Annotated in this window: 16 protein-coding genes; 1 reads left to right on the top strand and 15 read right to left on the bottom strand. The window is 44.9% G+C overall.

What is annotated here, in order from left to right; all coding sequences use genetic code 11:
• Positions 1-17: 17 nt before the first annotated feature.
• Positions 18-587, top strand: coding sequence for a YecA family protein (locus tag R7044_RS04070; RefSeq protein WP_031777200.1), 570 nt, complete (start codon positions 18-20; stop codon positions 585-587).
• 73 nt (positions 588-660) lie between these two features.
• Here the strand turns inward: R7044_RS04070 and R7044_RS04065 are convergent, their stop codons facing one another.
• The 15 genes from R7044_RS04065 to cydB form a co-directional block, all read right to left on the bottom strand.
• Positions 661-1827, bottom strand: a complete 1167-nt coding sequence (locus tag R7044_RS04065; protein ID WP_225455365.1) for a glutathionylspermidine synthase family protein — start codon at positions 1825-1827, stop codon at positions 661-663.
• An 8-nt stretch (positions 1828-1835) separates the two neighbouring features.
• Complete coding sequence (locus R7044_RS04060; protein ID WP_025766906.1) at positions 1836-2405, bottom strand: DUF1190 domain-containing protein; 570 nt, start codon at positions 2403-2405, stop codon at positions 1836-1838.
• Between the two features lie 8 nt (positions 2406-2413).
• Positions 2414-2830, bottom strand: coding sequence for a DUF350 domain-containing protein (locus tag R7044_RS04055; RefSeq protein WP_005378281.1), 417 nt, complete (start codon positions 2828-2830; stop codon positions 2414-2416).
• Positions 2830-3873, bottom strand: a complete 1044-nt coding sequence (locus tag R7044_RS04050; protein ID WP_017635053.1) for a potassium channel protein — start codon at positions 3871-3873, stop codon at positions 2830-2832. Before R7044_RS04050 ends, R7044_RS04055 begins: the two co-directional genes overlap by 1 nt.
• 118 nt (positions 3874-3991) lie before the next feature.
• Complete coding sequence (gene nadA, locus R7044_RS04045; RefSeq protein ID WP_047100825.1) at positions 3992-5053, bottom strand: quinolinate synthase NadA; 1062 nt, start codon at positions 5051-5053, stop codon at positions 3992-3994.
• A 251-nt stretch (positions 5054-5304) separates the two neighbouring features.
• A complete protein-coding gene (gene ybgF / locus R7044_RS04040) occupies positions 5305-6057 on the bottom strand; it encodes a tol-pal system protein YbgF (protein WP_005378285.1) in 753 nt (250 codons plus the stop codon).
• Between the two features lie 15 nt (positions 6058-6072).
• Positions 6073-6597, bottom strand: coding sequence for a peptidoglycan-associated lipoprotein Pal (gene pal, locus R7044_RS04035; RefSeq protein ID WP_005378293.1), 525 nt, complete (start codon positions 6595-6597; stop codon positions 6073-6075).
• A 30-nt stretch (positions 6598-6627) separates the two neighbouring features.
• Positions 6628-7980, bottom strand: a complete 1353-nt coding sequence (gene tolB, locus R7044_RS04030) for a Tol-Pal system beta propeller repeat protein TolB (protein WP_225455364.1) — start codon at positions 7978-7980, stop codon at positions 6628-6630.
• 12 nt (positions 7981-7992) lie between these two features.
• Positions 7993-9060 carry a cell envelope integrity protein TolA gene (tolA, locus tag R7044_RS04025; RefSeq protein WP_213872593.1) on the bottom strand — a complete coding sequence of 356 codons (1068 nt, stop codon included), beginning with the start codon at positions 9058-9060 and terminating at the stop codon, positions 7993-7995.
• Positions 9061-9073: 13 nt separating this feature from the next.
• The gene (locus tag R7044_RS04020; protein WP_005378298.1) at positions 9074-9517 is read right to left on the bottom strand and encodes an ExbD/TolR family protein; all 444 of its coding nucleotides are present in this window, start codon (positions 9515-9517) and stop codon (positions 9074-9076) included.
• Between the two features lie 3 nt (positions 9518-9520).
• On the bottom strand, positions 9521-10219 hold the full coding sequence (tolQ, locus tag R7044_RS04015; protein WP_005378301.1) for a protein TolQ: 699 nt from the start codon (positions 10217-10219) through the stop codon (positions 9521-9523).
• Positions 10209-10628, bottom strand: a complete 420-nt coding sequence (gene ybgC / locus R7044_RS04010; RefSeq protein ID WP_017820044.1) for a tol-pal system-associated acyl-CoA thioesterase — start codon at positions 10626-10628, stop codon at positions 10209-10211. Before ybgC ends, tolQ begins: the two co-directional genes overlap by 11 nt.
• Positions 10629-10800: 172 nt before the next feature.
• On the bottom strand, positions 10801-11103 hold the full coding sequence (gene ybgE, locus R7044_RS04005; protein WP_005378304.1) for a cyd operon protein YbgE: 303 nt from the start codon (positions 11101-11103) through the stop codon (positions 10801-10803).
• On the bottom strand, positions 11096-11203 hold the full coding sequence (gene cydX, locus R7044_RS04000) for a cytochrome bd-I oxidase subunit CydX (RefSeq protein WP_000270284.1): 108 nt from the start codon (positions 11201-11203) through the stop codon (positions 11096-11098). Before cydX ends, ybgE begins: the two co-directional genes overlap by 8 nt.
• Before the next feature lie 12 nt (positions 11204-11215).
• Positions 11216-12352, bottom strand: coding sequence for a cytochrome d ubiquinol oxidase subunit II (cydB, locus tag R7044_RS03995; RefSeq protein WP_006742909.1), 1137 nt, complete (start codon positions 12350-12352; stop codon positions 11216-11218).
• Positions 12353-12368: the final 16 nt, after the last annotated feature.

Here is a 12368-nt window from a genome sequence, read left to right as displayed (position 1 = left end):
ACAAATGGTATTCTATTTTGAAACTACAAGACATCCTTTCTCTCCCAGAACTTGACGGTAAACTACTAAACCTAGCAAAAACTCAAGGCTTTGTAACAGCGATGGCTGCAGCGCCAAACGTATTAATGCCTCAAGAGTGGTTGCCATTCTTATGGGGTGGAGAAGAAACAGCGCCATTTACTGACGGTGAACAACTAGAGCAGTACATTGACGAGATTGTACAAATGTGGAACCAAACTCGTCCCGCTCTCCTAGAAGGCACTTGGCAGTGGCCTGCAGGGTGCGCGCTAGATGAGCAAGACATTGTAACAAGTCAGGCTCGCGATTTCTGTGAAGGTGTATTACAAGGCTGGCAACTTGCGCGTGATGACTGGGAAACGTTGATGCCTGAGGATAGCGAAGATAATGCCCTACTCGGTGGTGTTTTACTTTCTCTTACTATGCTTTACGACCCAGAAACAACCATTGAAACATTGGCCGAACAAGGTATGGAAGGCTTAGAGCAGTTTGAGGAAATCTTCAACGCAATGCCAGTGATGTTATGTGGTCTTACCCAGCGCGGTGTTGCATTAGCTGAAGAACAATAGACGCAACGCTGTCGACCATCAAGATTGAACGGCTGAATAGACAAAAAGCTCTCCAAATGGAGAGCTTTTTTGATCATGTTAAAATTACATGTGGAATATACCGCGCCATATCTTGAGTCACTAAGCTACTGTCTTCCCTAATCGAAATACCGGCAGCTCTATCATTGACCAACCAACTGCCAATTAACGTATGGTTTTGCCCAAACTTAGGTAGTGGATGGTATTGCTGGACGATATTGAATTGAGATTCATAAGGCCCTGACGTTTTAACAAAACGTTTTCCATCGATGACGATCTCGATGTTCGCGCCCTCTCGAGAAAATAGTGGCTTGATGACATAATCTCTCATAGTGTTCGCTTTTGAATCGTTAGCAAAATAAGCGGGCAAAAGGTTCGGGTGGTTAGGAAAGCGCTCCCACAATAACGGTAAAAGTGCTTTATTGGATAGAATCGACTTCCACATCGGTTCTAACCAGTTTACGTTCGCAGTCGCTAAGTACTTCGCATATTCCTCTTCAAACATAAACTCCCAAGGGTAAAGCTTAAACATCCAACGAATCGCTCTGTCGTCAGCATCCACAAACAGACCATCTTCCGTCACTCCAATATCTTCGACATGCACGAATGCCGTTGCTAACCCTGCCTCTCGCGCGCAATCCTCTAAATACTGGACAGTCCCTTTATCTTCTTCAGTGTACTTGCAGCAGCTAAAGTGAAGTGTTTGTCCTGGTTGGTATTTTGCTATTTCGGCAAAGCGCTCGATCAAAAAATCTTGAAGAATATTGAATTGATCCGCGCTACGGTGAACTCGATCTTTATTTACAACATCTTCTAGCCACACCCACTGCCAAAAGCCAGTTTCAAACAAGCTGGTTGGCGTATCCGCATTGTTTTCCAGTAATTTTGCTGGCGAGGTCCCGTTGTACGCGAAATCCAGCCGCGAATAAAGCGAAGGTTCGCTTCGTCTCCATGAAGAAGCGACCTGCTCCCACATAGATTCAGGGATCGCACATTGCGTCAGCAACCACTCACTCCGAACGACTTCATCCACAATAGCCAGGCACATCTGATGCAGCTCTTCAGTGGGCGCTTCTATATCGCGCTCAATTTGCTCAAGCGTGAATTGATAGTAAGCACTCTCATCCCAATACGGTTGGTCATACATGGTATGGAAACCAAAACCAAACTGGCGTGCTAATTCGCGCCAGTTTTCGCGCTCTTGTATTTCTCGTCGAAACATAGTGCTTTTTAACCGCCTCGACTGACCGACACCGCTTTACCAAACCCGCCTCGAGACATCGCCCTGCCAATGGTGCCGCCACCACGTTTATTAAGGCTATTAGTCGCAACTTTGGTCGGCTGGTTTCGGTAGGAGCCAAAGAATTGTCCTGCTCCATTATAGAATTTGGATTTATAACGGTACATCGGCTCTGAGTAATAGCTCTTGTTATAACCTTTCAATCCGCTTAATGAGCGACTGTAAAAAAAACCGCCAAAGTTAGGTACATAAGCTCGGGAACTGGAACTGTAGTAACAATCATCCTCGTAGAAATCATTCTCGCATTCGAACTCGCTGCGGTAGCGAGGGGCATTTTGTTCGGCACGAGCTAAAGCTTCTTGGTATGCAATGTCACACTGTTCACTAAACTCAGGCGAGTTAGATTTACACTCATCAGCATCAGAAAAAATGTACCCTTCTGTTTTTGACTCGTACGTAGCAAAGAAGAAAATACCACCAAAGGCAGCAAAGGGAAGAATTTTCCCAAGCTTTAAGCTTTTGTCCATGGAAGAACGTTTAACGTTAGAACTCCGCTTCATCGTTCCTCCTAGTAGGTCATGCACGCGGCATTCAATACGCCAACCGAAACAGAAACTGCTGCTAATACAATACCGGCTGGCAGTTCATCTTTTTCGATACGCTCTGCCACTTTCGGAAGTAAAATAAAGCGTACAATTGCAAATGCAATAATTTGAGCAAGCATTGCAACAACGCCCCAAACCATAAAATCGACGATATTGACTGAGTTTTTTGCCGCCCCCGAAATCGCGAGACAGTAACCAAGGAAGGCCCCACTTAGCGCAATCGCTGCTGCTGTATTTTGTTTTTCTTTGATCAGATGCCACTCATCGTATGGCGTCAACTTGACGTAGATGAACTTAAACGCCAATACAAAAATAATAGAAACAGAGAAATAGAGTAAAAAGTTTGGGAAGCCTGCTAACAGGCCAGCAATCATGTGCATTATTGTTCCTTGTTCATTTCTTTCCAGGCAAAATCTTCAATACGTTCATCTGCAATGTAAAACAGCTTGGTACTCGCGGGTACTTCAGCATCTAAATCTGGGTTGAGTTGAATACCATCGCCAATATCAAAAGCAATCAGCGTGGCATGATGGCGTCTTTTGAGAAAAACGAAGAGATTCTCAATAGTGGTGGCAGACTGCCCCTCAGGATAAATAACTGAGTATTGCGTCATACCTCGTGTTGAAGCCAAAAGCTCCTGATGAAGCGCACTTGAGCCCGGGTCAACCGCCGCTTTTGCCAACATTTCTGCGCCAACAGCAGGTATGCATTCCGCTTTCGGGCAATGCTGACTTAGAAGTCGGCCTAGCGCTTCATCTTTAAAGTAAGCGACCAAATGAGCGGAAGGGTTTACAGATGCGCAGTATAGAGCGGCTGACAAGGTAATGTCGTCCGAGAGATTATCCACAATAATGCAAGCGGCTTCGGCAATATTGGCGTTTTTCATTTCTTGCGAATCGGTATAACTGGTCACTTTGATAAAACTGATTTCGCCAGGTAACGGGTTCTCTATTTCTGAACGGCTGCATAAAACAATCGGACGCTTTCCCTCTTCTTCATGTTGTAACATGCGAATAAGGTGCATCGTTCTCGATCCATTCCAGCCCAACAATACAATATGGTTTTCCACTCTTACTCTCCGTTTTCCTAAAATACCCGCTCGCCAATAGTCCATCGCTGCTCCAGCGACACGCCCCAATAATGCGGCGAATAAGCTCAAACCGCCGGGGATTACAAATAGTACGACAACCCATTTACCCAAATCTGTTACTGGAGAATGGTCGCCATAACCCACCGTACTCGCCGTAACCATGAGGTAATAGATAAAGTTAGCGAAACTGTCTGTTAATGCTGTTTCACCAGCGAGAACCAGCAGCCACCATGAAAGGCTCACATATAAGCCACTAAAGATGAGAAGGCTTCGGTTGCTCAATTTAAAAAGGTGGGAACTAAGCCACTTTTTAACTACTAACCACACCGCCATAAATTTATGACCTCGATATTCATTGATTGCATCAATAGTAACTCATTGATAGTAAGACACAAAAAAACCAGCCATATTCGGCTGGTTTTTGAGATTTACTTTCAGTTACGCCTACTTTTTAAGCATTACCTTTCACTTGCATATTTAGCTGCTCAGCAAAATCTAGCATGCGGTTAAGCGGGATAAGGGATTTAACACGCAGTTCTTCGTTAACAAAAATCTCGTGCTCTTCACCACCTTCACTAAGCGCTTTCTCAATTGCTTTCAAACCGTTCATTGCCATCCAAGGACAGTGTGCACAGCTGCGACATGTTGCGCCTGCACCTGCGGTTGGCGCTTCGATAAGTTCTTTCTCTGGCACAAGTTGCTGCATTTTAAAGAAAATGCCTTTGTCTGTCGCAACGATCATTTGTTTGTGAGGAAGCGCTTTCGCTGCTTTGATCAGCTGACTCGTTGATCCAACGGCATCGGCAAGTTCTACGACGCTTGCTGGTGACTCAGGGTGAACCAAAATAGCCGCATCTGGATACACGCTCTTCATTTTTCGTAGCGCATCAGCAGAGAACTCATCATGAACCACACACTCACCCTGCCAAAGCAGCATATCTGCGCCAGTTTTGTTAGCGATGTACGATCCTAGGTGACGGTCTGGTCCCCAAATAATTGGCTTATCTTCAGCGTCTAAGTGTTCCACGATTTCAAGCGCAATACTCGATGTAACGACCCAGTCGGCACGGGCTTTAACCGCTGCTGAGGTGTTTGCGTAAACTACAACCGTATGATCAGGGTGAGCATCACAAAACTCGCTGAACTTATCCGCAGGACAGCCAAGGTCGAGCGAACATTCCGCTTCCAACGTTGGCATTAGAATGCGCTTTTCTGGTGTCAGAATTTTGGCCGACTCGCCCATAAAGCGAACACCACCAATAATCAATGTACTTGCAGGGTGACGATTACCAAACTTCGCCATTTCCAACGAGTCACCAACAAACCCGCCAGTGTCTTCAGCTAGGGCTTGAATCTCAGGGTCGGTATAATAGTGCGCGATAAGTACCGCATCTTTTTCTTTGAGTAACTTTTTAATACGCTCAATGTAAGATGCTTTTTCTTCTTCGCTTAATGGAACTGGTTTCGGTGGGAATGGGTAAACAGTGTCGATTTTATCTAATATATGGCTCATTGCTCATGCTCTACGCAACTTCCTTTAATCCGAGTATTGTAACCTCGTTAATTTTCAAAAACCAACTTGTCGCGGGGATTTCTAGCGGTCTAGCCGTATATCTTTGTTACAGGTAGCATTTCCGAGTAGCGAAATTCGGTGCAACACAAGGTCAGAGGCTCTGCATCATTGCTATCGACTTAGCCGTTCTGCACCAACAGAAAATGGAAAAGAAAAAGGAAGCCGAGGCTTCCTTTTCAAAACATAACGTCTTACAGCTTAGAGCTGGCAAGTTTTGCAGATGCACTACCTGGGTATTCATCAACCACTTGTTGGTAGTACTTTTTCGCTTGAGCTGCATTGTTATTACGCTCAGCGATTTCGCCTAACTTAAGCAACGCATCGGCTCGCTTGTTGGAGTCTTTATAAGACACAACAGCGGCAAAACTTTTCACTGCATCCTCATCCTGCTTTTTAGCGAAGTACAACTGACCTAACCAGTAGTGAGAATTCGCTGAATATGTAGAATCAGGATAATCTTTCTGGAACTGCTGGAACGCTGCAATTGCGCCAGTGTAATCACGCTTTTTGAGAATGAGGTCAACTGCATTCTGATATGCCGTTTGCTCATCAACATTTGGAGTGTACTGGCCACCTGTTTTCACAGGTTGTGCTTCTTGTGCAGGTGTGGATTTTATCTCTCCACGAACACGATCCAGCTCGACAAACAACTCACGTTGACGTTGCAACATTTGTTTCATTTCGTAGCTATTTCGCTCTAATTGACCACGCAATTCACTGATCTCTTGTGACATTTGGTCAATTTGCTGTTGCATTTGGAGCTGAACGCGATTGCGATTTTGTAGCAAACGTTCTAGACGTTCTACTTCCGTTTCAGATGAACGGCTCTTAGAGACGGATGATGTGCTGTTGAGATCGGATACTGGAGCTGGTGCAGCGAACGCAAAGTTCGCTGCACTTGCCAGTAACGTAAGCGCAACAGCGCGCTTAGTGTTACTGAACATGAGGATTACCTCGAATTAGTATACTAGAACCGCGCGACGGTTCTTAGCGTAAACTTCATCTGATTGACCTAGAAGAAGTGGCTTCTCTTCACCGTAGCTAACGATTGAGATTTGGTCAGCTTGAACACCTAGTGCTTGTAGGTAGTTCGCTACTGCTTGTGCACGACGCTCACCTAGAGCAATGTTGTACTCAGGTGTACCGCGCTCATCAGCGTGACCTTCGATAGTTACGTTAAGTGCTGGGTTCTTGCTTAGGTAAGAAGCGTGAGCCGCTAGCATCTCTTCGTAATCTGCTGCAATTGTTGAGTTGTCAAAAGCAAAGTAGATTGTTTGAGTTTCACGTAGCGCTTGCTCTTTTAGCTCTTGCTCTGTCAACTGACCGCTTTGATCAATTGGCGTAGCTACTGTTGTTTCCACTGCGCCATTGTTGTTTGTTGCTGCACCAGTGTTAGAAGCAGCGTCGTCGCTTGAACTACACGCTGTAACAGCCATTACAGGAAGCGCGATTAGTAGCCCTTTTAGAACCTTGTTCAGTTGCATCTTATTTTCCTTTATTAATCAAACTTATTACTACAAAAACGGTGACCATGCAGGCGCTCGAACACGCCCATTTGTTGCCGGTAATCTAGCTTTGAATCGACCATCAATTGACACCATCGATAGTACGTTTTTCTTGTTGTAAATCGAGCTATACACAACCATGCCACCGTTTGGGGCAATACTAGGAGACTCATCAAGCAAGGTCTTAGTTAAGACTTGAAGAGCACCAGTTTCCAAATCTTGTTTCGCCAAATTAAATCCTGCGTTGCTGCGGTTCACCATAACTAGGAATCGCCCATCAGGAGTAATCTGACCACCCAAATTTTGGCTGCCTTGCCAAGTCAAACGGTCAATAGAACCGCTGCCCAAATTTACTTGATAAATCTGTGGTTTACCACCCCTATCCGATGTGAAAATCAACGATTTTCCATCCGGATACCAGAACGGTTCCGTATTATTTGATCTGCCACGCGTAATTTGCGTCAGCTTACGAGTGTTAAGGTCAAACGTATAAACATGAAGCGAGCCTGTTTTAGAAAGAACAATCGCTAACTTATTGCCATCTGGCGAAAATCTTGGCGCACCATTGTGACGTGGGTATGAAGTAATTTTCTCACGTTCACCGGTGTAGATGTTCATGATGAAGATTTCTGCTTGGCCATTTTGGAAGCTAACATACGCAAGCTTTTTACCATCTGGTGACCACGCTGGTGACATTAATGGTTGCTTAGAACGTAAAACCAGACGCTCATTGTAGCCATCGTAATCAGCGACTCGAAGTTGGTAAGGGAAACGGTCTTTATCGTTCACTACCACATATGCGATACGAGTCATGAAAGCGCCACGGTCGCCAGTTAACTGTTCATACACCAAATCAGAGATACGGTGAGCGTACTCACGCATACGAGGCCCTTGAACAGTGGCTACTTTATTGAACAGCACATGATCTTTTGACAGAACCAATTCACCGTCACTACCAAGCGCCTTACTCTTCCCACCTGTTAACTGACCACGCACAATATCAACAAGTTGATAGTTGATAACGTAGTCACCTTGGTCGTTTTGCTTGATTGAACCAGTCAATAGCGCATCCACACCTAAATTGGTCCAAGCATCAAAATTAACTTCTGATTCACTGAACGGTGTTTGTGGCATTTTGCTCGTTGGAACTGGGCTGAATTTACCACTACGTTGTAAATCCGAGGCGATAACAGCAGAAACATCCGTTGGAAGCGCTTGTGTGCCCTCCCACTTAAACGGAACAACAGCAATTGGTCGTGCTGAATCAATACCATCGGTAATGACCAACTCTAATGCGGCATTCGCCACATTTGTCATACTGCTAAACAGTACAAACATTCCTAGTAAAAGGCGTCTAATCACGTCTTATTCCTTTTAGTCCAAAGCAACAGTTATGTTGATGTCTTTTAGTCTTTCATTGACCGCTGATTCTGAAGATTTAGGGAACGTCCCTACCTGAGCTATTGCTCGCTTCGCCGCAGCACATACTCGAGTATCGCCACTCAAAACGGTAACACCAGAGACCATCATATCAGTTCCTGTCGGAATCAATTTGATGTTTACCCTACACTCCTTTCCCAGCAAGTAGTCATCCTTAATCAGCTTTTGCTGAATATTTTGAGTATAGATGGATGACATACGAGAAAGTTCGTCGTCAATAAATTGATTGCGCGCAGCACTGTTTTTACTGACCTCATCCTCGAGACCCGCAAAAATATCATCTAACGCGGCTTCTTGAGCTTTACGCTCACGCTCGGCACGCTCAGCTGCTTCTCTCGCTTTACGCTCTCGCTCCGCTGCCTCTTTTGCCGCTTTCTCTTTTGCGATGCGCTCTTGTTCAGCTTTTTCAGCTGCTTCACGCTCACGACGTGCTTTTTCTTCCGCTTCTTTTGCTGCTTTTTCACGAGCTAAACGTTCTTGCTCAGCTTTTGCGATAGCCGCTTCTTTTGCTAAACGCTCCTGCTCAGCTTTACGCACGGCTTCTTCTTTTTCCTTGCGCTCTTTTTCTAGCTTAGCAGCTCGCTCTTTTTCTTTGCGAACACGTTCTTCTTCCTGCTTGCGCTCTTGCTCTTTTTTCTTACGCGCAGCTTCTGCTTCTCGTGCCGCTTGAGCATCTTTCGCTTGCTGCTCTTTCAACTTGCGAATTTGCTCTTCTTCAGCTTTGCGGTTTTTTTCTAGCTGCTCTGCTTCGCGTCTCAGTTTATCAAGACGCTCTTGTTCTTTTTTCGCTGCCTTTTCGCGTTGCTGGCGAATTTCTTTCGCTTGTTGCTGCACAAGTTTTGGATCGATGACAACAGCTTGAACCATTTGCCCTGTAGGCTCTGGTTTAGACATATTGAAGTCCGTCCCCCAAAGCAGGGCTGCAACTAGAATTGCATGCAAACCAACCGATATTGCTATCGGTTTGGTGTATTGGTTGGGTTTCTTCTTGTGATCTTTCATAGATAATTGATGTCTATTCCCTGATATCGGTCATTAGACCTACCTTAGGGATACCAGCTCGACTTAGTTCATCCAGCAATAGAACAACATCGGCATATGGTGTTGCCGCGTCGCCACCTACCGCAACTGGTGAATCTGGCTTAACCTCTCGCTCCGCTTTCACTCGCACAATAACATCTTGCAACGACAAACCTCGCTGAACTTCTTCATCATTGACGCTTAGGCCTAAATTACCCTCGCTATCAATTTCGATGATAATAAAGCTACTGTCAGTCTCGCCAGCAAGGTCTTGCATAGATTCTGCAGTCGATGTTTTCGGAAGATCAACGTCGACGCCTTGAGTCACAAATGGAGCGGTCGCCATAAAAATGATCAACAGTACGAGCATTACGTCGATATACGGAACAACGTTGATCTCCGCTGTCATTTTTCGCTTTTTAGGTTGATAACCCGCCATGCTTTATTCCTTATCCGCGCTGTCTCGGCCAGCCATCGCTTGACGATGAAGGATGCTGTGGAATTCTTCAGAAAATGTTGCGTAAGTGTGCTCTAGTTTACTCACTTTATTGCTTAGGCGGTTGTACGCCATTACTGCCGGAATAGCCGCAAATAGACCCATCGCTGTCGCGATAAGTGCCTCGGCGATACCCGGTGCAACCATAGACAACGTAGCTTGCTTTACTTCACCCAGCGCAATAAAGGCGTGCATGATGCCCCAAACGGTACCAAATAGGCCGATATAAGGGCTTATAGAACCGACTGTTGCCAAAAACGGTAAGCTTGTTTCTAGCTCATCAACTTCACGAGAAACAGCAACGCGCATTGCGCGGCCAGTGCCTTCCATGATGTAAGCTGGTGAATTTGCGTTGCTCTTACGTAGGCGAGCAAACTCTGTAAAACCTGCGTAGAAGATTTCTTCTGTGCCTTCAATTTCGTCTTTACGCGCTTTTACTTTTTGGTAAAGCTGAGAAAGATCAGTACCCGACCAAAATTTGTCTTCAAACTGCTCTGCATTTTTTGACGCTTGAGAAAGCACTTTGCTGCGCTTGATGATCATTGCCCATGACACAATTGACATGCCAAGCAACGTCAGCATCACAAGCTTTACCAACAGACTGGCCTGAAGAAAGAGATCTAAAATGGAAATATCAGCAGTCACTATTTGTTAGCTCCGAATTTATAAAGGTTGGAATAGCTATTGGTTTCATTTTCTTATTATCGATACATGCTACCTTAACCGAGGCCTTGCACAATATCTTGCCTTGATCATTGACCAACTCTTGACAGAATTGCAGAGAAGCACGTTTTATTTCTGACACTCGGGTTACGACTGTCAGATGCTCGTCCAGCCTAGCCCCTTGGTTGAAATCGATATCCATGTGTCGGACAACAAAGCCGATATTTTGTTCCAGTAACACATGTTGAGAAATGCCTTTAGCACGTAACATCTCTGTCCGTGCGCGCTCAAAGAATTTTAGATAATTAGAATGATATACAACACCGCCCGCATCAGTGTCTTCATAGTACACGGTGATCGGCCAGTGAAAGAGATTTGATGTGCCTTGCAAGGGAGTACCAATATATTCAATTCTTTAAAGTAATTACTATAACTGAAGCGACAGCAATTGGTACCGAGCTAAGGAAATATTTTTGAAATTTGTAGAAAAAATAAAAGCTAGGCGAGATACCTAGCTTTTATTCGATAATTTAGTAACCGACTTTATTACAGCATATTTCAGCCTAAATGAAATAAAGTGCCGTTAGATAAATTAAGATAGCTAACGAGAAATAAGGACTAAACAAAACTTGCCAGTACCAGTTTCTTGGCTTGAAGCCCACCCCATACACCATGCTTGAACATACAGACCAAATCAGTGCTGGTGCGATGATTGAGTTAAAACCACCAATTGCTTGATGGTAAGCTTCAGGGTCCCACATCACCAATCCTACGTGCATAAAGCCAAGGATGAGAGATAAGACTCGTAGCAGAGTCTTATCCATTGGTGCGTGAAGTTTCGCTACCTTATCAGCGAGGTTACTCACTGTCTTTATCCATCATTTCTGAGTGCTCTAGCCAAAGAGCGTTGATGATACCGAATGCACAAGCAAGTAGTACACCTAGAATCCATGCGAAATACCACATAGTAAATGCTCCTTAGTAAAGTGAGTTTTTGTTGTCTTCAATGTACTGGTCATCAAGGCGACCAAACATCTTGTAGTAAGTCCAAGATGTGTAACCAAGGATGATTGGCACCATAACAAACGCAACGCCTGTCATTAGGTTCAGAGTCAGCTCAGATGACGTTGCATCCCACATTGTTAAGCTGTGGCTTGGCATTAAGTCTGAAGGCATGATGAATGGGAACATCGCAAAACCTGCAGTAAAGATAACACCAGCAACACCCAAGCTTGAAGTAATGAACGAAATCGCACATTTTTCAAGACGAGATGCCAATACAGCGAGAAGCGGCATTGCAACACCTAATACAGGAGCAGCCCATAGTAGTGGGTAGTTTTCAAAGTTCTTCATCCACGCACCAGCTTCACGGATAACCTCTTTGTTTAGAGGGTTAGAAGCAGCGTTAGTGTCGATACCGCCAACAATGACGTAGCCATCGATATTTTGGATCCAGAAACCAGCCGCTACAAACGCAGCAACCGTCAGTAAACCAGCCAACTGAGCAACGTTGCGCGCACGCACATGCACTTCGCCTGTTGTTTTCATTTGTAGCCAAGTAGAACCTTGCATCAAAATCATGAACAAGCTTACTAGACCACACAACAGTGCAAATGGGTTTAGTAGACCAAAGAATGAGCCATGGTATGTTGGCATCAAGAACTCACTCAATTGGAATGGTACACCTTGTAGAAGGTTACCAAACGCTACACCAAAGATGATTGGCGGAACAAAACCACTGATTGAGATACAGATATCCCAGGTATTGCGCCATTTTGGATCTTCGATTTTAGAGCGGTAGTCTAGGCCCAGAGGACGAAGCCATAGCGCTGCTAGTGTCAAAATCATCGCTAAGTAGAAGCCTGAAAATGACGTTGCGTAAACCAAAGGCCAAGCAGCGAACAGTGCACCACCAGCAGTGATAAGCCAAACTTGGTTACCATCCCAGTGAGGAGCAATTGAGTTAATCATGACACGGCGTTGCGTGTCGTTTTTACCGATGATAGGTACAAGCGCGCCTACACCCATATCGAAGCCGTCTGTTACTGCAAAACCAACTAGTAGAACACCGATTAGTACCCACCAGATGAGTCGCAAGATTTCGTAATCAAACATCTTGTTATCTCCTTAC

Source organism: Vibrio sp. 1402 (assembly GCF_033340275.1).
This window is presented reverse-complemented; position numbering and strand designations above follow the sequence as displayed.

Excerpts from the sequence above, each read along its gene's own strand:
- R7044_RS04065 (WP_225455365.1), bottom strand. The coding sequence starts at position 1,827 with ATGTTTCGACGAGAAATACAAGAGCGCGAAAACTGGCGCGAATTAGCA.
- R7044_RS04060 (WP_025766906.1), bottom strand. The coding sequence starts at position 2,405 with ATGAAGCGGAGTTCTAACGTTAAACGTTCTTCCATGGACAAAAGCTTA.
- R7044_RS04055 (WP_005378281.1), bottom strand. The coding sequence starts at position 2,830 with ATGCACATGATTGCTGGCCTGTTAGCAGGCTTCCCAAACTTTTTACTC.
- R7044_RS04050 (WP_017635053.1), bottom strand. The coding sequence starts at position 3,873 with ATGGCGGTGTGGTTAGTAGTTAAAAAGTGGCTTAGTTCCCACCTTTTT.
- nadA (WP_047100825.1), bottom strand. The coding sequence starts at position 5,053 with ATGAGCCATATATTAGATAAAATCGACACTGTTTACCCATTCCCACCG.
- ybgF (WP_005378285.1), bottom strand. The coding sequence starts at position 6,057 with ATGTTCAGTAACACTAAGCGCGCTGTTGCGCTTACGTTACTGGCAAGT.
- pal (WP_005378293.1), bottom strand. The coding sequence starts at position 6,597 with ATGCAACTGAACAAGGTTCTAAAAGGGCTACTAATCGCGCTTCCTGTA.
- tolA (WP_213872593.1), bottom strand. The coding sequence starts at position 9,060 with ATGAAAGATCACAAGAAGAAACCCAACCAATACACCAAACCGATAGCA.
- R7044_RS04020 (WP_005378298.1), bottom strand. The coding sequence starts at position 9,517 with ATGGCGGGTTATCAACCTAAAAAGCGAAAAATGACAGCGGAGATCAAC.
- cydX (WP_000270284.1), bottom strand. The coding sequence starts at position 11,203 with ATGTGGTATTTCGCATGGATTCTAGGTGTACTACTTGCTTGTGCATTC.
- cydB (WP_006742909.1), bottom strand. The coding sequence starts at position 12,352 with ATGTTTGATTACGAAATCTTGCGACTCATCTGGTGGGTACTAATCGGT.